The 17,005-nt window shown below is 67.6% G+C and carries 13 protein-coding genes; 6 read left to right on the top strand and 7 right to left on the bottom strand.

Features of this window, described 5'->3' with window-relative positions; all coding sequences use genetic code 11:
- From CEX87_RS25565 to trmB, 3 genes are all read right to left on the bottom strand, one after another.
- A partial coding sequence (locus tag CEX87_RS25565) for an MMPL family transporter (protein ID WP_198957311.1) occupies positions 1–3,060 on the bottom strand: 3,060 nt, incomplete at its 3' end.
- A gap of 50 nt (positions 3,061–3,110) precedes the next feature.
- On the bottom strand, positions 3,111–3,809 hold the full coding sequence (locus tag CEX87_RS25560; RefSeq protein ID WP_064400008.1) for an NYN domain-containing protein: 699 nt from the start codon (positions 3,807–3,809) through the stop codon (positions 3,111–3,113).
- A gap of 52 nt (positions 3,810–3,861) precedes the next feature.
- A complete protein-coding gene (trmB, locus tag CEX87_RS25555; RefSeq protein WP_064400051.1) occupies positions 3,862–4,644 on the bottom strand; it encodes a tRNA (guanosine(46)-N7)-methyltransferase TrmB in 783 nt (260 codons plus the stop codon).
- Between the two features lie 142 nt (positions 4,645–4,786).
- Between trmB and CEX87_RS25550 the strand changes: the two genes are divergently transcribed.
- From CEX87_RS25550 to CEX87_RS25540, 3 genes are all read left to right on the top strand, one after another.
- Positions 4,787–5,794 (top strand): P-loop NTPase family protein, encoded by a 1,008-nt coding sequence (locus CEX87_RS25550; RefSeq protein ID WP_233151524.1) that lies wholly within the window; start codon positions 4,787–4,789, stop codon positions 5,792–5,794.
- Entirely contained in the window at positions 5,791–7,221 is a 1,431-nt protein-coding gene (locus tag CEX87_RS25545) for a hypothetical protein (protein WP_094289678.1), read from the top strand. Before CEX87_RS25550 ends, CEX87_RS25545 begins: the two co-directional genes overlap by 4 nt.
- 210 nt (positions 7,222–7,431) lie before the next feature.
- On the top strand, positions 7,432–9,255 hold the full coding sequence (locus CEX87_RS25540) for a phosphoenolpyruvate carboxykinase (GTP) (protein WP_066810853.1): 1,824 nt from the start codon (positions 7,432–7,434) through the stop codon (positions 9,253–9,255).
- Positions 9,256–9,466: 211 nt separating this feature from the next.
- Here the strand turns inward: CEX87_RS25540 and CEX87_RS25535 are convergent, their stop codons facing one another.
- Complete coding sequence (locus CEX87_RS25535; RefSeq protein WP_332888980.1) at positions 9,467–11,254, bottom strand: NB-ARC domain-containing protein; 1,788 nt, start codon at positions 11,252–11,254, stop codon at positions 9,467–9,469.
- Positions 11,221–11,475 carry a nucleotidyl cyclase domain-containing protein gene (locus CEX87_RS27925; RefSeq protein WP_332888979.1) on the bottom strand — a complete coding sequence of 85 codons (255 nt, stop codon included), beginning with the start codon at positions 11,473–11,475 and terminating at the stop codon, positions 11,221–11,223. The genes CEX87_RS25535 and CEX87_RS27925 overlap by 34 nt, the downstream gene beginning before the upstream one ends.
- Positions 11,476–11,589: 114 nt before the next feature.
- Here CEX87_RS27925 and fadD4 point away from each other — a divergent pair, with 114 nt between their 5' ends.
- A complete protein-coding gene (gene fadD4 / locus CEX87_RS25530; RefSeq protein WP_094289676.1) occupies positions 11,590–13,116 on the top strand; it encodes a fatty-acid--CoA ligase FadD4 in 1,527 nt (508 codons plus the stop codon).
- On the top strand, positions 13,113–13,997 hold the full coding sequence (locus CEX87_RS25525) for an enoyl-CoA hydratase/isomerase family protein (protein ID WP_064400003.1): 885 nt from the start codon (positions 13,113–13,115) through the stop codon (positions 13,995–13,997). The genes fadD4 and CEX87_RS25525 overlap by 4 nt, the downstream gene beginning before the upstream one ends.
- A gap of 52 nt (positions 13,998–14,049) precedes the next feature.
- Here CEX87_RS25525 and CEX87_RS25520 read toward each other — a convergent pair whose 3' ends face one another.
- Positions 14,050–14,787, bottom strand: a complete 738-nt coding sequence (locus tag CEX87_RS25520) for a GntR family transcriptional regulator (protein ID WP_064417980.1) — start codon at positions 14,785–14,787, stop codon at positions 14,050–14,052.
- Between the two features lie 3 nt (positions 14,788–14,790).
- Entirely contained in the window at positions 14,791–15,939 is a 1,149-nt protein-coding gene (locus CEX87_RS25515; protein ID WP_064400001.1) for an acyl-CoA dehydrogenase family protein, read from the bottom strand.
- Positions 15,940–15,970: 31 nt separating this feature from the next.
- Here CEX87_RS25515 and CEX87_RS25510 point away from each other — a divergent pair, with 31 nt between their 5' ends.
- On the top strand, positions 15,971–16,963 hold the full coding sequence (locus CEX87_RS25510; protein WP_198957310.1) for a MaoC family dehydratase: 993 nt from the start codon (positions 15,971–15,973) through the stop codon (positions 16,961–16,963).
- Positions 16,964–17,005 lie beyond the last annotated feature (42 nt).

The following is a 17,005-nucleotide window of genomic DNA, read 5'->3' as shown; positions in this document are numbered from 1 at the left end:
GTGAGTAGGAGTGTGGCATGTGAGGGGAGCGCTTGGGTTGCTGGTTGTGGATCTAGAAGGAGTAGCGAGGCGAGATGCACTTACGCACGGTGGGGTGGGGGAGGTGTATGGGGGGGGGGGGGGGGGCGGGGCGGGCGGTGCCGGTGGTCGGGCGGCCTGTCGCGCCGTCGCGGCGGCGTTGCTCACCGCGTTGCGCACGGCGTTCTTGGCGATCGACAACCGTGTGGTCTGCGGTTCGTCCGCCGGTGCGGCGGGCGGCGTGGTCGTGCTGGGGATGCGTGTCGTGCCGGTGGCCGAGGGGACCCGCTGCGGCGCCGCGCGGGTCGCGCCGGGACGCAGGCCCGAGACGGCGGGGTGCGTCGGATCGTGCGGCGGGCGCGGCCGAGGCGGCACCGGTGCGCCGGCACCGACCAACGCCTCGGGGTCCTCGACGGTCTCGCGCACCGCGGGACGCTTCCGTTCGTCGGGCAGCTCGGTCTCGCCGAGGCCGAGGCGCTCCTGGATGCGCTTCATCCACCGCGGCGCCCACCAGCAGTCGTCGCCGAGAAGCTTCATCACGGCCGGCACCAGGAACATACGAACGATGGTGGCGTCGAGCAGCAGCGCGATCAGCAACCCGAACGCCAGGTACTTCATCATCACCAGGTCGGAGAACACGAACGCGCCGGCGACCACCGCGAGGACCAACGCCGCACCGGTGATCAACCGGCCGGTGGTCGCGGTGCCGACGCGGATGGCTTCTGCGGTGGACAGACCGCGCTCCCGAGCCTCGACCATGCGCGACACCAGGAACACCTCGTAGTCGGTCGACAGACCCCAGATGACCGCGATGATCAACCCGATCATCGGCGCCATCAGCGGCTGCGGCGTGTAGTTCATCAGCCCGGAGCCGTGCCCCACGACGAACATCCACGTCAACACGCCCATCGTCGAACCCAACGTGAGCGCGCTCATCACCGCGGCCTTGATCGGCAACACCACCGATCCGAAAGCCAGGAACATCAGGATCGTCGTCGTGACGATGAGGATGGTCACCATCAGCGGGAGCTTGTCGAACAGGCTGTGAATGCTGTCCTGTTCCAACGCCGGGGTGCCACCGACAGAGATCGACAACCCGCGCGGGGGCACGATAGCGCGAAGTTCCTCGACCTTCTTCGCCGCGTCGTTACGGTTCACCAGGCCGTTCTGGATCACCCGGACCGAGGGGTCTTGCGAGCCGCCGTCCTGATACGGCCGCGGCTGCCACATTTTGGTCGGGTCGTCCTCGGGTTGGATGAAACCGGGGATCGTCAACGCCTTGCTGCGGATCTCGGCGACCTGCTGATCGGTGACCGGTTCACCGTTGTCGTTCTCGATCACCAGCGTCAGGGGTTCGGTGCGGAAGCCGGGGAACGACTTGTCGAACGCCTCCTGCGCCTGGCGCACGGCGTTGTCCGGCGGCAGGTACTTCTCGCTGATGCCGCCGAGCGAGAGCTGACCCAGCGGGATGATCATCAGGATCATCACGATGACGATGGGTGCGGCGAACGCGATCGGCCGCTTCATCACCCGGTTGACCAGCTTGCCCCAGAAGCCCTTCTCGACCTCGGCGCGTGTCTTGGTCTTCTGGGTCTTCTCCGCCAGCCAGTTCAGCCACCACACCGTCGGCTTGCGGACCAGCGGGCTCATGCTCGCCGCCGACAGCACCAGGATGGTGCCCGCCACGAACACGGCGATGGCCATCAACAGCCAGAAGATTCCCGTGCCGAGGGTGTCCTTCGCGGAGAACAGGCCGACGAAGATCCACGCGAACGAACCGACATAACCCAGCACCAGGCCGATCAGGGCGTAGTTGGCGCCCTTGTCGTAGGTCCGTCGGATCTGCGCTCTTGCGATGTGCCCGACGGGGATCGCGGCGAACGGTACGAGCACACCGAGCGGGATCGAAGCGATCGCCAGCGGGTTGGTGCGGTCCGTGGTCTCCGCGGGCGACGGGGCCGGATAGGGCTTGGTGAACCGCAGCAGCGTGCGCACACCGAGCGCGTCGACGTTGGGTCCGAGCAGGGCCAGCGCGGCGGCCAGCACCGTCACCGACAGGATCGCGGCCAGCATGACCGAGGCGATGATCGCGTAGGTGATCGACTTCAGGAAGCCCTGCGGGAACAGCAGCAGCGGCACCGACGACGCCACCAGGATGACCGCCGAGAACATGATGGTGCGGCCCGACGTCATCACGGTGCGGCGGACCGCAGCCTCGGTGTCGTAGCCCTCGGCGATCTCCTCACGGAACCGGCTCACCATGAAGAGGCCGTAGTCCACGGCGATACCGAGGCCCATCAGCGTCACCACCGGCTGGGCGAAGAAGTGCACCGGCATGAACTCCGCGAGCAGGCGCATGATGCCCAGCGCGCCGGCGATCGTCAGACCGCCGATGAGGCCGGGCAAGGCCGCGGCGACCACGCCACCGAAGACGAAGAACAGCACCACACAGACCAGCGGGATGGCCGCGACCTCGGCGCGCCGCTGGTCCTCGCCGATGCTGCCGGTCAGTTCACTGGCCAGCGGGTTCAGGCCGGCCAACTCGATGCGGCCGTCGTTGAGCTGTTGCAGGTCCGATTCGACGGTCTGGTAGTTCTTCAGGATCTCGTCGTCGGTGTTGCCCTGCAGGGGGATGCTTACGAACGTCTTCGACAGATCGCTGGTCTTCATCTGCTGGACGGTCGCGTTCGCGGCGTCGGGCGCCCGCAGCCAGCCGACCCAGCTCACGACCTGGTCGGGATGGTCCTTGACAAAGGTGTCGAGTTCGCCGACGACGTCACGCTGCCACTGCGGGTTGTCGACCTTCTGCCCGTCGGGCGGGGTGAGGATGGCCACCACGTGGCTGGTCCGGTCGCGACCGAAGGCCTCGTCGGCCACCACCGATGCGTGGACCGACTGGCTGCCTTCGTCGTAGAAGCCGCTCTGGGTGACGTGATTGCCGAGACTGATCCCGAAGATGCCGCCACCGAGGCAGAGCGCGACCATGACGCCGATGACGATGTATCGATATCGGTACACCGTTCGACCCCACCAGGCGAACACGTAAGCTCCTTACTCGATTCTCTCGAAGTCGATGGCGACCCCTGAGCGGTTCAGTTGTTGACCCGCGAGGTCAATAGCGAGGACAGCGGCCGGAACGGCTGCAACCATGCCCCCTGCTCGGGCAGCGAATCGAGGCCGATTCGCGGTAGCGGCTCCCGGAAAACACCAGGGATGTCCTCCAGGTCGACGAACTCCAAGGTATCCGACGCTAGCGCCCAACTCGCATGTTCGCGAAATCCGAGCACCTGGACGGGGATGCCGTCACGAGCGATGTCTTCCAGCGGTTGTTTGAAGGCCTGCCCGTCGGCCGAAGCCAGCAACAGACCGGCCAGACCCTCGCCGCGGCGCAGCGCGATGTGGTCCAGCATGTCGCTGTCGACGTCGCTGTCCTCGTCGATCTTCGGCTTGGCGAAGACCGCGAACCCCACGTTGCGCAGCGCCTCCACCCACGGCCGGACGACGTCGGCGCTGCCGGGTGCGATGTTGGTGAAGACCGTGGCCTCCGGCTCCAGCGACACCTGCGGACGCCCGTGAGACAGCTCGGCGGTGCGCGTCAGCAGCCAGCGGCCCAGCGCGTCGAAGCGCGGCCGGTGCGCGGCCGTCGGCCTGCCGCCCAGGATCGAGCCGAGCCCCATGTCGAGGTTCGGCGCGTCCCAGACCAGCAGTACGCGGGCCGTCGCCTCGGCCGGGGCCGGGGTCTCGGGTGGCGCCACATCCTCGATCTGACCGATGTCCTCGGTGAGGCTCATGATCGTCTGCTCTCCCCGTACGCGTTACCCGCAAGCGGGCGGTACCCCCACATCACGTTCTCTCCCAGAGCAGTTCGGCGACGGCGCTGCCGGCGTGCTGCGCCTTGCCTTCGTATTTGGTGACCGGTCGTTCGACGGAGATCGGAAGCGCGTCGGACGGGTTCACCCGGCGAAGCCGCGGCTCCGCGTCGCCGACCTCGGCGATCTGCTCGGCATACCCGGCGTGGTCCGTCGCCGCGTGCAGGACACCGCCGGGGCGCAGCCGGTCGGCGATCAACGCCACGGTGGCCGGCTGCAGCAGCCGACGTTTGTGGTGGCGCGCCTTGGGCCACGGATCGGGGAAGAAGACCCGCACACCGGTCAGGGAGCCGGGTCCGAACATGTGCTGCAGCACGTCGACGCCGTCGCCGCGCACGAGCCGGATGTTGGGCACCCCCTCGCGTTCGATGCCGGACAGCAGTTGGGCCAGTCCCCGGCGGTACACCTCGACCGCGACGACGTCGAGATCAGGCTCGGCCTTGGCCATCGCCAGCGTCGAGGTTCCGGCCCCGCAGCCGATCTCGACCACCACGGGTGCCGACCGCCCGAACCACGCGTCGGTGTCCACCAACGGAGCGGGGACATCGCCGTCGCGCGCCTGCATGCCGATCTCGGGCCACAGCCGATTCCACGTGGCCTGCTGCGCGGCAGACAACGTGGTACGGCGCGTGCGGAAGCTCGTGACGCGGGGGTAGCGGTGCTGCTGGCCGGCCGGAGGACGGGAAGCCTCGGGTCCCGAAGTCGACCCCTCGGCGACGTCGGGCCCGGGCAGATGCATTCGTCCATGGTCGCTCATCGACAGTGGAGTACCCGCATCGTGGTACAGATTGATACCCAACAGTTGCCTTCGGCTGGTATCGGCGGCTATCCCCAGGAGCAGGCACGGCCGCTCCCACGACGCCGTGCGAGGTGTCACGATCGTCGGAGGCGGACCCGGGGTGAGGTCGCCGCGCCCACGACAAGGGGAAGGTCACCAGATTTTCGTCGACGCGCTGCTGCAAATCTCGGAAGAGCGCCGCGATCCGCGGCTGACGGCGATCGTCCGGCGCCTCTGCGCGCCGACGCGGGTCGCGGTGCGGGGTCGCGAGGGCGTCGGCCGCGCGACGGTGGCCGCGGCGTTGACTGCCGCGGGGGTCGGGGTCTCACCCGACGGTGTCGCCGACGTCGACGTGCTGGTGATCGCCGAAGCTCTCAAACCCGAGGACCGGGCGTTTCTCGACGAGTCCGGCAGGCCCGCCGTCGTCGTCCTGAACAAGGCCGACCTCACCGGCTTCGGCGGGGCGGGGCCGATGGCGCACGCGTATCACCGGGCCGCGCGGTGTCGGGCCTTGACCGGGCTGCCGACGGTGCCGATGGTGGCGCTGCTCGCCGACGTGAACCTGACCGGCGAACTGCTCGACGCGCTCCGGACTCTGCTCGCCGAGCCTGCCGACGTGTCGTCGACCGACGCGTTCGTGGAGGCGCCCCATCCGCTGCCGCGGGAGGTGCGCAAGCGGCTGCTGTCCGTACTGGACCGGTTCGGCATCGCCCACGCGGTGCTCGCGCTGGACCGGGGCGCGAGCGTCGATTCGCTGCCGAACCACCTGCGCAAGCTCAGCCAGCTCGACCGGGTCATCGAGCACATCGGTGCGGCGGGCGCACCGCTGCGGTACCGGAAGTTGCATACCGCGGTGGCCCAGTTACGCGCGCTGGCAACGCAATCGGACGATCCACGGTTGGGCGACCTGCTGGCGGCCGACGACGCCGTCCTCGCGGCGATGACGGCGGCGGTGGACGTCGTCGAGGCTGCAGGCGCGCGAGTCGACCGGGGCGACGACGCGGACGCTCATCTGCGCCGCGCCGCCCAGTGGCGGCGGTACGGCAACGGTCCCGTCAACGCGTTGCACCGGGCCTGCGCCGCCGACATCAGCCGCGGTTCGCTTCGCCTGCTCGGGCGGTCGCGATGACGACGGGCACCGATCAACTCGCGTCGGCCGATGCGGTGGTCGCCGACATCGAGCCCGGACTCGCCCCGCCTGCGGTGCGCGCCCGCGACGTCGTGCTGGTGACGGGTCCCTGGCTGGCGGGCAGCACCAGCGTGGCCGCCGTACTTCGGGCGCGGATGCCCGAGCACACCTTTGTCGAGGCGGACGATCTCGCCCAGTCCGAAGCGCCCGCCGCCGTGGTGTTCGTCGTGTCGGCGGTCTCACCGCTGATCGAATCCGACTGTGAGCTCATCGATTTGGTCTCACGCCATACCGATCTGGTGGTCGGTGTGGTGTCGAAGAACGACACGCACCACAACTGGCGCGAGGTGCTGGCCGCTGATCGCGCGATGCTGGCCGACCGGTCGCCGCGCTACGCCCCCGTGCCGTGGGTGGGGGCGGCGGCCGCACCCGATCTGGGGGAGCCGCGCGTCGACGAACTCGTGGACCTGCTCCGGCAGCGGCTGACCGACCCCGAGCTGGCACGACGGAACCGCCTGCGGGCGTGGGAGACTCGGCTCGAGTCGGTGATAAGCCAATACCGCGCCGACGGCGAGGGCGCCCACCGACGCGCCCGCGTCGCGGCGCTGCACCAGAGTCGCGACGACATCGTGCGCAATCGGCGCGTCGCGAAATCCGAACGCAGCATCGCCCTGCGCACCCAGATTCAGCAGGCCCGTGTCCAGTTGGGGTACCTGGCGCGTAACCGTTGCACGTCGGTGCGGGCCGAACTCGCCGAGGACGCGTCCGCGCTGGGCCGCAGGGCACTCGGGGACTTCGAATCGCGGGTGCGGGAACGTCTCGGCGTGGTCGTCGGAGAGGTCGAGCAGGGCGTCACCGCGCAGCTCGCCGACGTGGCGGCCCAGGTCGGATTGACGGCTCCGGCGGTGTCCGACGCGCCGGCGGTCCCCGAGATCGCCCCGCCGCGGTTGGCGTCGCGGCGGCTGGAGACGCAGCTGACGATGATCCTCGGCGCCGGCTTCGGTCTGGGGGTGGCGCTGGCGGTCATCCGGCTGTTCACCGGCTTGGCCCCCGGTCTGACGCTCGCCGGTCTGGTGGCCGGTGGTCTGGTGGGGCTGGTGTTGACCGTGTGGGTGGTCGGCATCCGCGGGGTGCTGCAGGACCGGGCGGTGCTGGACCGCTGGCTCACCGACGTCACCGGCACGGTCAAGGCCGCGCTCGACGAACGTGTGGCGACGCGGGTGCTGGCCGCCGAGAGCGCGCTGGCATCGGAGCTGGCCGCCCGGGACGAACGCGAGGCCGCCACCGCTGCGGAACGGATCGCCGCGATCGACGCCGAACTGCGCCAGCACGCGCTCGAGACCGCACGGGCCGCCGCCGAGCGTGACCGCAGGCTGCCGTCGCTGCAGCGGGCACTCGACGCGGTTCGCGCGGATTTGTACGGTTGACACGCGTCAACTCACGGCACTCGATGCGTAAAACACCTGTGAAACAGGCTTCTGAATCGTTCCTGTGAGTGATCGGACACACTCCCGATTCACCGCGAGCTTCCCACCCGCGATAACCTCGGTATAGGGAGACCGCAGCGCCGCCTGTCCCTGTCTGGGTGGCGCATACGGAGCCTTGGGGCCTGGCAGCAACAGACACAGGAGATTTTCATGACCGCAGCGACCATCCCGGGTTTGGACACCGCACCGACGAAGCACAAGGGTCTGCTCGCTTGGGTTCAAGAGGTCGCCGAGCTGACGCAGCCCGACCGCGTGGTTTTCACCGACGGTTCTGACGAAGAGAACGCCCGACTGTGCGATCAGTTGGTGGCGGCGGGCACCTTCAAGAGGCTCGACGACGAGAAGAAGCCGAACTCATACCTCGCGCTGTCCGACCCGTCCGACGTGGCCCGCGTGGAATCGCGGACCTTCATCTGCACTGAGCGCGAAATCGACGCCGGTCCTACCAACAACTGGAAAGACCCCGCCGAGATGCGCGGCATCATGACCGATCTGTACCGCGGCTGCATGCGTGGCCGCACCATGTACGTCATCCCGTTCTGCATGGGTCCGCTCGGTGCCGAAGACCCCAAGCTGGGCGTCGAGATCACCGACTCCGAGTACGTCGTGGTGTCGATGCGCACGATGACCCGGATGGGTAAGGCCGCGCTGGACAAGATCGGCGACGACGGCTTCTTCGTCAAGGCGCTGCATTCGATCGGCGCGCCGCTGGAGCCGGGGCAGAAGGACGTGCCGTGGCCGTGCAACGACACGAAGTACATCACCCACTTCCCGGAGACCCGCGAGATCTGGAGCTACGGTTCGGGTTACGGCGGCAACGCGCTGCTGGGCAAGAAGTGCTACGCGCTGCGGATCGCCTCGGCGATCGCCCACGACGAGGGCTGGCTCGCCGAGCACATGCTGATCCTCAAGCTGATCTCGCCGGAGAACAAGGCGTACTTCGTCGCCGCGGCGTTCCCGTCGGCGTGCGGTAAGACCAACCTCGCGATGCTGCAGCCCACGCTGCCGGGTTGGCGCGCCGAGACCGTCGGTGACGACATCGCCTGGATGCGGTTCGGCAAGGACGGTCGCCTGTACGCGGTCAACCCCGAGTTCGGCTTCTTCGGCGTCGCGCCCGGCACGAACTGGGACTCCAACCCGAACGCGATGAAGACCATCGAGGCCGGCAACACCGTGTTCACCAACGTCGCGCTGACCGACGACAACGACGTGTGGTGGGAAGGCCTCGAGGGCGACCCGCAGCACCTGATCGACTGGAAGGGCCGCGACTGGACCCCGGACTCCGAGGAGAAGGCCGCGCATCCGAACTCGCGCTACTGCACCCCCATCTCGCAGTGCCCGACGCTGGCGCCGGAGTGGGATGACCCGCAGGGCGTGCCGATCTCGGCGATCCTGTTCGGCGGCCGTCGCAAGACCACGGTCCCGCTGGTGACGCAGGCCCGCGACTGGCAGCACGGCGTGTTCATCGGTGCCACGCTCGGCTCCGAGCAGACCGCGGCCGCCGAGGGCAAGGTCGGCACCGTCCGCCGCGACCCGATGGCCATGCTGCCGTTCCTGGGCTACAACGTCGGCGACTACTTCGCGCACTGGATCGACATCGGCAAGCAGTCCGACGAGTCGAAGATGCCGAAGATTTTCTTCGTCAACTGGTTCCGCCGCGGCGACGACGGCCGCTTCCTGTGGCCGGGCTTCGGTGAGAACAGCCGCGTGATGAAGTGGATCATCGACCGCATCGAGCAGAAGGCGGGCGGTCGCACCACGCCGATCGGCATCGTGCCCAAGGCTGAGGATCTCGACCTGTCGGGTCTGGATGTCGACGCCGCCGATGTGGACGCCGCGCTCGAGGTCAACGTCGACGAGTGGCGCCAAGAGCTGCCGCTCATCGAGGAGTGGTTCGAGTTCGTCGGCGAGAAGCTGCCCACCGGCATCAAGGACGAGTTCGACGCGCTCAAGCACCGCCTCGAGGCCGAGTAGCCTCCCCAGCTCGCTGCGCGAGAGTGCGTGTCTGCATACGACGCGCCGCACAAAAGCGACACTTTGAGCACGCTCACCGCAGGGTGAGCGTGCTCAAGTGTCTGTAGGCGTCCGCTCAGACCGTTGGACTTGGTCGATGGCATCGAGGGCGTAGCCGGCCATCGCCGCGTTGGTCATGGACCGACCCTGACGGGCGAGCGACCCGTATCGCTCACGGCCCAGTGTCTCGGTCAGACTGACCACGGTTTCGTGGATCTCGGGGTACGTCGAACTGGCATCCGACCCGTCGACGAAGCCGGCCATCGTTGCGGCGGTTTCGTGATGCCCGAGCCGGCCGAGCAGGCTGGCGAGTAGCAAGACGGGTGCCGACATCATGTAGAAGCTGCCCGAGTCGAAATAGTTCCGGATGGCTTGCGCGAGAAACCCGCACGCCTCCACCGGGTTTCCGCGCATCGTGGCGATACGCCCGAGGCTGAGCGCGTGGATCGACGCGATCTGCCGGTTGCCGGTGTCCTGTGCTATCGACAAGCCCGCGCGGTGGGCGTCGTATGCGGCATCGGGATCGACGTCCCGGTAGGCGAATCCGTATGCCAGGAGTCTGGCTGAACGTAGATGAGGGTTGCCGGGGTCCGTCCCAGATGTCTATGAGATCGCGCCTGCGACCGGCGAAGTATCGGGCGTGCGCGGCGCGGGCGTCGTCTGCTCCGCCTGAGCTCACCAGCTGCTCCTCGGCGAATTGCCGGATCGTCTCCAGCATCGAGAACCGCGTCCGGCCCGAGGCCTGGTCGGCAATCAACAGCGACTTGCGGACCAGCGACTCGAGTAGGTCCAAGATCGCGAATTTGTCGCGTGTGTGCGCCACGGCCGCTGCGCCGTCGAGGTCGAATCCCCCTGCGAATACCGAGCATCGGGTCAGGAGGTCCTTCTCGTCATCGGCGAGCAGATCGTAGGACCACTGCACGGCGGCGCGCAGTGTCTGATGACGTTCCAGGCCGCGCCGGGAGCCCACCAGTACCCGGAACCGATCGTCGAGATGGTCGCGTAGCTCCGTGACGGTCACCGACATCAGCCGTGACGCCGCAAGTTCGATCGCGAGCGGGATTCCGTCGAGTCGGCGGCAGATGTCGACGACGGCGTCGGCGTCGGGTTCGAGCGTGACCGTCGGCGAATCCGCGGACGCTCTCTCGACGAACAGCGTCGGGCCGCTTGACCGGACGTCGAGGGGAGGCACCGGCCGCAGTTGTTCATCCTTGAGACGCAGGCCTTCCCGACTCGTCACGAGTACCGTGACGCTGTCCGTCGCATCGAGGATCCTGCCGATGATGTCGGCCGCCGCGTCGAGGACATGCTCGCAGTTGTCGAACAGCAGCAGCCGTACTCGTCCCTCCAACGCGGATGCCACGCTGTCTGCGACGCTCAGCCCCGGCTGCTGGCTGAGACCGAGGACCGCGGCGACCGCCTCGGGTACCGCCGCAGGATCGGTGACCGGGCCGAGCTCGATCATCCACACCCCATCCGGGAACTCCGGTTGCAGGCGGGCGGCGACTTCCTGTGCCAGGCGAGTCTTACCGACGCCGCCGACGCCCGTGAGAGTCACCAGGCGATGCGACTTCAACGCGGTGGCCACCTCGGCCACTTCGGATTCCCGGCCCACGAAGCTTGTCGCCGGCGGGCGCAGGTTGCCCTGGCTCGTGTCAAGCGTTCTGAGAGGCGGGAATTCCGACCGCAGTCCATCCGCCACGACCTGGAAGACGTCGACGGGCTTGGCGATGTCACGTAGGCGCCGTGGGCCGAGGGCGACGAGGTCGACCCCGGAGACAAGATCGGCCGTCATCCGGTCGATCAGGAGCTGGCCGCCGTGGCCGGCCGCCATCAGCCGCGCGGTGCGATTGCACACCGCGCCGAAATAGTCGCCCTCCCGACATTCGGCTTCGCCGGTCGCGATGCCCATCCGCACCGGCAGGTTCAGCGACCGCTGCGCGTCGACGGCCGCATCCACCGCTTGCCGTGGCGAGGAGAACGCCGCACAGATGCCGTCACCGGTGTGTTGAACAACCAGCCGCCGTGCGCCTGCACCGCACGGTGCATCGTGTCGTCGTGGGTGGCAAGGGCGCGCCGCATCACATCGGCGTCTGCTTCCCAACGTCGGGTGGACCCTTCGATGTCGGTGAACAGGAAGGTGACCACCCCGGAGGGTGCCGCTTGGAGCCCGCCATTCATCCGGTCACCGCCGCACCCCCATATCCTGCGGGTTCATGCTAAGGCGGCCGGGGTGCGAACGGACAGAATCGACCACTTGACACCTGTCAACTCGGCGCATCGTAGAGTCAGCCCATGCAGATCCGCGAACATGCCGAGGCGACGCCCGACAAACCCGCCGTCATCATGCATCCCAGCGGCACCACGGTGACGTTCGGCGAGCTCGAAGCGCGCGCCAACCGCTTGGCCCACCACTTCCGGCAGTCGGGGCTGGTGGAAGGGGACACCGTCGCTGTCCTGATGGAGAACAACGAACATCTGCACGTCGTCATGTGGGCGGCCCGGCGCAGCGGTCTGTACTACGCGGTGATCAACACGCACCTGACCGCAGCCGAGGCGGCCTACATCGTCGACAACAGTGGCGCCAAGGCAGTCATCGGATCGCAGGCGATGCTCAAGGTCTGCGAGGAGCTGGAAGAGCACCTGCCCAACGGACTACCGGAGCTGCTGCTCATCGCCGACGACAACCTCGACGGCTGGCAGCGCTATCCGGAATGCGTCGCCGATTACCCGGAAACCCCCATCCCCGACGAGATCGAGGGTGACCTGCTGCAGTACTCGTCGGGAACCACCGGACGCCCCAAGGGGATTCGGCGCGAGCTGCCCCATGTCTCTCCCTCGCAGGCCGGCAACATGCTGTCCGCCCTGTTGATGGCCATCCAGATGGACAGTGATTCGGTGTATCTCAGCCCGGCGCCGCTGTATCACACCGCGCCGTGTATGTGGACGATGTCCGCGCAGGCCATGGGCGCTACCACGGTGATCATGCGGAAGTTCGAGCCAGAGGAGGCGCTGAAAGCCATCCAGAAGTACGGGGTCACCAGCGGGCAGTTCGTGCCCGCCATGTTCGTCCGAATGCTCAAACTGCCGGCCGAAATCCGTGATTCATATGACCTTTCGTCCATCCGCAGAGTCGTACATGCCGCCGCGCCCTGTCCGGTCGACATCAAGAAGCAGATGATCGACTGGTGGGGTCCGGTCATCGATGAGTACTACTCCTCCTCTGAGGGCGCCGGCATCACCTTTATCACCGCCGAGGACTGGCTCAACCACCCGGGCTCGGTGGGCAAGCCGCTGCTGGGTGAGGCGCATGTGCTCGGTGAGGACGGCGAGGAACTGCCGCCGGGACAGCCCGGGCAGATCTATTTCGACATGGGCCCAATGAGATTCGTCTACCACAACGATCCGGTGAAGACGGCCGAGTCGCGTGAGAAGCACGGGTGGGTGACGGTCGGCGACGTGGGCTATCTCGACGAGGACGGCTACATGTTCCTCACCGACCGCAAGCACCACATGATCATCTCCGGCGGGGTGAACATCTACCCGCAGGAGGCCGAGAGCCTGTTGATCACCCATCCGAAGGTGTTGGACGCGGCGGTTTTCGGGGTTGACGACGAAGAGATGGGCCAGCGTGTCAAGGGTGTGGTGCAGACCGTCGAGCCCGCCGACGCGACCGACGAGTTCGCCGAGGAACTGCTCGAATGGCTGCGTGTACGCCTGGCGCACTACAAATGTCCGCGGTCCATCTCGTTCGAGGCCCAACTGCCACGTACGGAGACCGGCAAGATGCTCAAGCAGGAGCTGATCAAGAAGTACTCGTGACACACGTCGAGTTGCCATCGGGCATCGTCGTGGCGATCGAATCGCCAACCGACGGCGCCACATTCACCCTGTCGGAAAATGAATCCGATGACCGCCGGGTCGTCACCGTGGCCTCGGTGGCCGACGTCCTCGCCGAAGTGACGGAGCGGTGCGCCCAGTGGCCGCACGCCGCGGGCATCTGTGACGACGTCCTTCGCGCCGTCGACCCGGCCGCCCCCGCGTTCGGCGGCGTCATCACCGAGTCGCTGGCGTACTCCACGCTGCAGGCTGGTCCGGAGTTCGCGCGTTGGCTCGACGAGCGCGGGCCCTCGCAGGTCCCCAAGATCCCCGATCCCGTTGTGGCCGAACGTATCGACGACACCGTCTATGTGCGGTTCAACCGGGTACGGCGGCACAACGCGTTCTCCACCGACGCCCGCGGCGCGCTGCTGGAGGCGCTGGAGGTGGCCCGCGTCGATCCGTCGGTCACCGAGGTGGTCCTGTCCGGCAACGGGCCGTCGTTCTGCAGCGGTGGGGATCTCGCCGAGTTCGGGAGTTTCCTCGATCCCGCGAGCGCACACTTCGCCCGCACCCGCTACAGCCCCGCGCTGGTGCTGGCCGAGCTGACCGACCGCCTCGGCAAGCGCTGCCGCGCGCGAGTGCACGGTCAGGTGCTCGGCAGCGGATTGGAGATGGCGGCGTTCTGTGGCCACATCGAGTCGAGCCCGAGCGCCGTTTTCGGGTTGCCGGAACTCAGCCTCGGGCTGATCCCCGGCGCAGGCGGAACGGTGAGTATCACTCGCCGGATCGGCCGTTGGCGCACAGCGTATCTGGTGTTGTCGGGCCGAACCATCGATCCGCCGACGGCGCTGCGGTGGGGCCTCATCGACGCCCTCGTGTGAGTCGGGTGCACAAACGATCGCTGCGCGACTGGTAGCGCACCGAAATCGCTGATCAACCCGAGCGGCGCAACGTCACCCGGTAGGTGTACTGCTCGGGCAGGAAATGGCTGACCGACAATTCGACCGGCCGGCTCTCGGCGTCCGAGTACAACCGATCGACGCGCAACATCGGATGCCCCGGTTCGCAGAGGACGGCGTCTGCCACCTCGGCATCGGCGGGTGCGACCGTGATCGACTGTGCGGCTTCGATGATCGGTGCACTCAGATGCGGCTCGAGCAGTCCGATGACGGTCTGCGTCCCTACCGCTCCGTCGGCCAAGTCCGCCGAGTTCGCCACCGCCGCTGCCACTGTCGGCGCCAGATGCACCGTGGTCAGTACGAACGGCACCCCGGGGTCGGTGCCGTGCAGCCGCCGGAACACCACCGTGTAGACGATGTCGTCGTCGAGTCGCAGCCTGCTGGCGGCCTCGACGTCCACGCGACGCCGCAGTCCGCCGAGCACCTCCATCGTGGTGTCGTCGGACAGGCTCATCAGGTCCTCGATCGACCCGAACTGGCGCAGGTAGCGCCCTCCCGAACCGCTTGCGTACGTCCCGCGACCCGGCACCCGGTACACCACACCATCGGCCACCAGGTCCTGAAACGCGCGGCGCACAGTCTGTCTCGACAGACCATGAGCAGCAACGAGTTCCGACTCCGTCGGCAACCGCGCTCCGTCGCGGTAGCGGCCGGCCGCGATCTGCTCGCGCAACTGGTCGCGCAGGGTCTGGTACGCCGGCGCGGGCCTCATCGCCTACAGGCCGCCTCGTGCCACCAACTGCGAGGCGATGACGTTGCGCTGGATCTCGTTGGTGCCCTCGCCGACGATCATCAGCGGCGCGTCGCGGAAGTACCTTTCGACGTCGTACTCCGTGGAATAGCCGTAACCGCCGTGGATGCGGACCGCGTTGAGCGCGATCTCCATCGCGACCTCGGAGGCGAACAGCTTGGCCATCCCCGCCTCCATATCGCAGCGTTCGCCGCTGTCGTAACGCTCGGCGGCATACCGTGTCAGCTGGCGGGCGGCCGTGAGCTTGGTGGCCATGTCGGCCAGATAGTTGCCGATGGACTGGTGCTTCCAGATGGGTTGCCCGAAGCTCTCGCGCTCCTGTGCGTACCGAAGCGCATCCTCCAACGCGGCCGTCGCCACGCCGAGCGCTCGTGACGCGACCTGAATACGGCCCGTCTCAAGCCCTTTCATCATCTGGGCGAAACCCTTGCCGGGTTCGCCGCCGAGGATCGCCGACGCGGGCACACGGCAATCCTCGAAGATCAGCTCGCACGATTCGACGCCCTTGTATCCGAGCTTGGGCAGGTCCCGCGACACCGACAGCCCCGTCATGCCCTGTTCGACGAGCACCACCGAGATCCCCTTGTGGCGCGGAGTGGCCGCCGGATCGGTCTTGCACAACAGCGCGATCAACCCGGAGCGCCGCGCGTTGGAGATCCAGGTCTTCGATCCGTTGATGGTCAGGCCGTCGCCTTTGGAAGGCAGCGCCGTCGTGGACATGTTCTGCAGATCGGACCCGCCGCCCGGCTCGGTCAGCGCCATCGTGGCGCGGATCTCGCCGGTCGCCATCGGGGGCAGGTAGCGGCGCTTCTGCTCCTCGGTGCCGAACAACACCAACAGCTTGGCGACGACCGTGTGTCCGCCCATCGCCCCGGCCAGGCTCATCCAGCCGCGCGACAGCTCCTGGGTCACCTCGACGTAGCAGGGCATCGACACCGGCGAACCGCCGTACTGTTCGGGGATCGCCAGACCGTAGATGCCGATCTGCTTCATCTGCTCGATCCACGCCTCGGGATATTCGTTGGCGTGTTCGACGTCGCGCACTCGCGGTTTGACCTCGCGGTCGATGAAGGTCCGCACGGTGGCGACCAGCATCGTCTCTTCCTCGTTCATGTACGGCCATATTGACACTTTGTGCGGCCCAATGCCAGAGTGGGCTCCCGTGAGCGGCCCGTACTTCGACGATCTGCACGTCGGGCAGGTTTTCGACACCGCTCCGCCGATGACGTTGACGTCGGGTGCGGCCGCGGTGCATCAGTCGATCGTCGGCGATCGTCTTCGGCTGGCGCTCGACGGCGAATTGGCGGCCGCGGTCACCGGTGCGACCGGCCCGCTGGCGCATCCCGCCCTGGTCTGTGACGTCGCGATCGGCCAGACCACCCTCGTCACCCAGCGGGTGAAGGCCAATCTGTTCTACCGCGGCTTGGTCTTTCATCGGTTCCCCGTCATCGGCGACACCTTGTTCACCCGCACCGAAGTGGTCGGGCTCAAGGAGAACTCAGTCAAGCCGGGTCGGGCGCGGACCGGATTGGCCGCGCTGCGGATGACGACCGTCGACGAGCTCGGCCGCCTGGTGCTCGATTTTCACCGCTGCGCGATGCTGCCGCTGCGCGACGGTGCCGGCGAGACGGGGCACGCCGACGACCTGTCGACGATCGGCGCTGAAACCCCGCCCGTACCCGATCCGACCTCGGACTGGGACGCCGAGGCATACCGCGCGAAGGTACCTGGGGCCCACTTCGATCCCGGACTCGCGGGGGCGGTACTGCACAGCACCGCCGACGTGGTGAGCAGCGCACCCGAGCTGGCCCGGCTGACGTTGAACATCGCTGCGACGCATCACGACTGGCGGGTCAACAACCGTCGGCTGGTCTACGGAGGCCACACGATCGGGCTGGCTCTGGCTCAGGTGACGCGGCTGTTGCCCAACCTTGTCACCGTCCTCGGCTGGCAGTCCTGCGACCACACCGGGCCGGTGTACGAAGGGGACACCCTCTACAGCGAGGTGCACATCGAGAAGGCCGAGCCGCTTGCCGACGGTCGCGGCGGCGTGCTGACGGTGCGGTCGGTGGTGTATGCGGTCGATGACCAGGACCGCAACGTGCTCGATTGGCGCTTCACCGCGCTGCAATTCTGAGCCGCGCCCACCCCCGGCGCCACCAGCTTGTGAAGTTGGCCG

The sequence above is a fragment of the Mycobacterium lehmannii genome, assembly GCF_002245535.1.
GTDB lineage: Bacteria > Actinomycetota > Actinomycetes > Mycobacteriales > Mycobacteriaceae > Mycobacterium > Mycobacterium lehmannii.
Note: the sequence above shows the minus strand (reverse complement) of the source record. Positions and strands in the feature narration are given on the sequence as shown.

Bases quoted from the DNA above. Each gene is read 5' to 3' on its own strand.
- fadD4 (WP_094289676.1), top strand. From the start codon at position 11,590: ATGCAGATCCGCGAACATGCCGAGGCGACGCCCGACAAACCCGCCGTC.
- CEX87_RS25560 (WP_064400008.1), bottom strand. From the start codon at position 3,809: ATGAGCCTCACCGAGGACATCGGTCAGATCGAGGATGTGGCGCCACCC.
- CEX87_RS25510 (WP_198957310.1), top strand. From the start codon at position 15,971: ATGCCAGAGTGGGCTCCCGTGAGCGGCCCGTACTTCGACGATCTGCAC.
- CEX87_RS27925 (WP_332888979.1), bottom strand. From the start codon at position 11,475: ATGAATGGCGGGCTCCAAGCGGCACCCTCCGGGGTGGTCACCTTCCTG.
- trmB (WP_064400051.1), bottom strand. From the start codon at position 4,644: ATGAGCGACCATGGACGAATGCATCTGCCCGGGCCCGACGTCGCCGAG.
- CEX87_RS25520 (WP_064417980.1), bottom strand. From the start codon at position 14,787: ATGAGGCCCGCGCCGGCGTACCAGACCCTGCGCGACCAGTTGCGCGAG.
- CEX87_RS25545 (WP_094289678.1), top strand. From the start codon at position 5,791: ATGACGACGGGCACCGATCAACTCGCGTCGGCCGATGCGGTGGTCGCC.
- CEX87_RS25515 (WP_064400001.1), bottom strand. From the start codon at position 15,939: ATGAACGAGGAAGAGACGATGCTGGTCGCCACCGTGCGGACCTTCATC.
- CEX87_RS25540 (WP_066810853.1), top strand. From the start codon at position 7,432: ATGACCGCAGCGACCATCCCGGGTTTGGACACCGCACCGACGAAGCAC.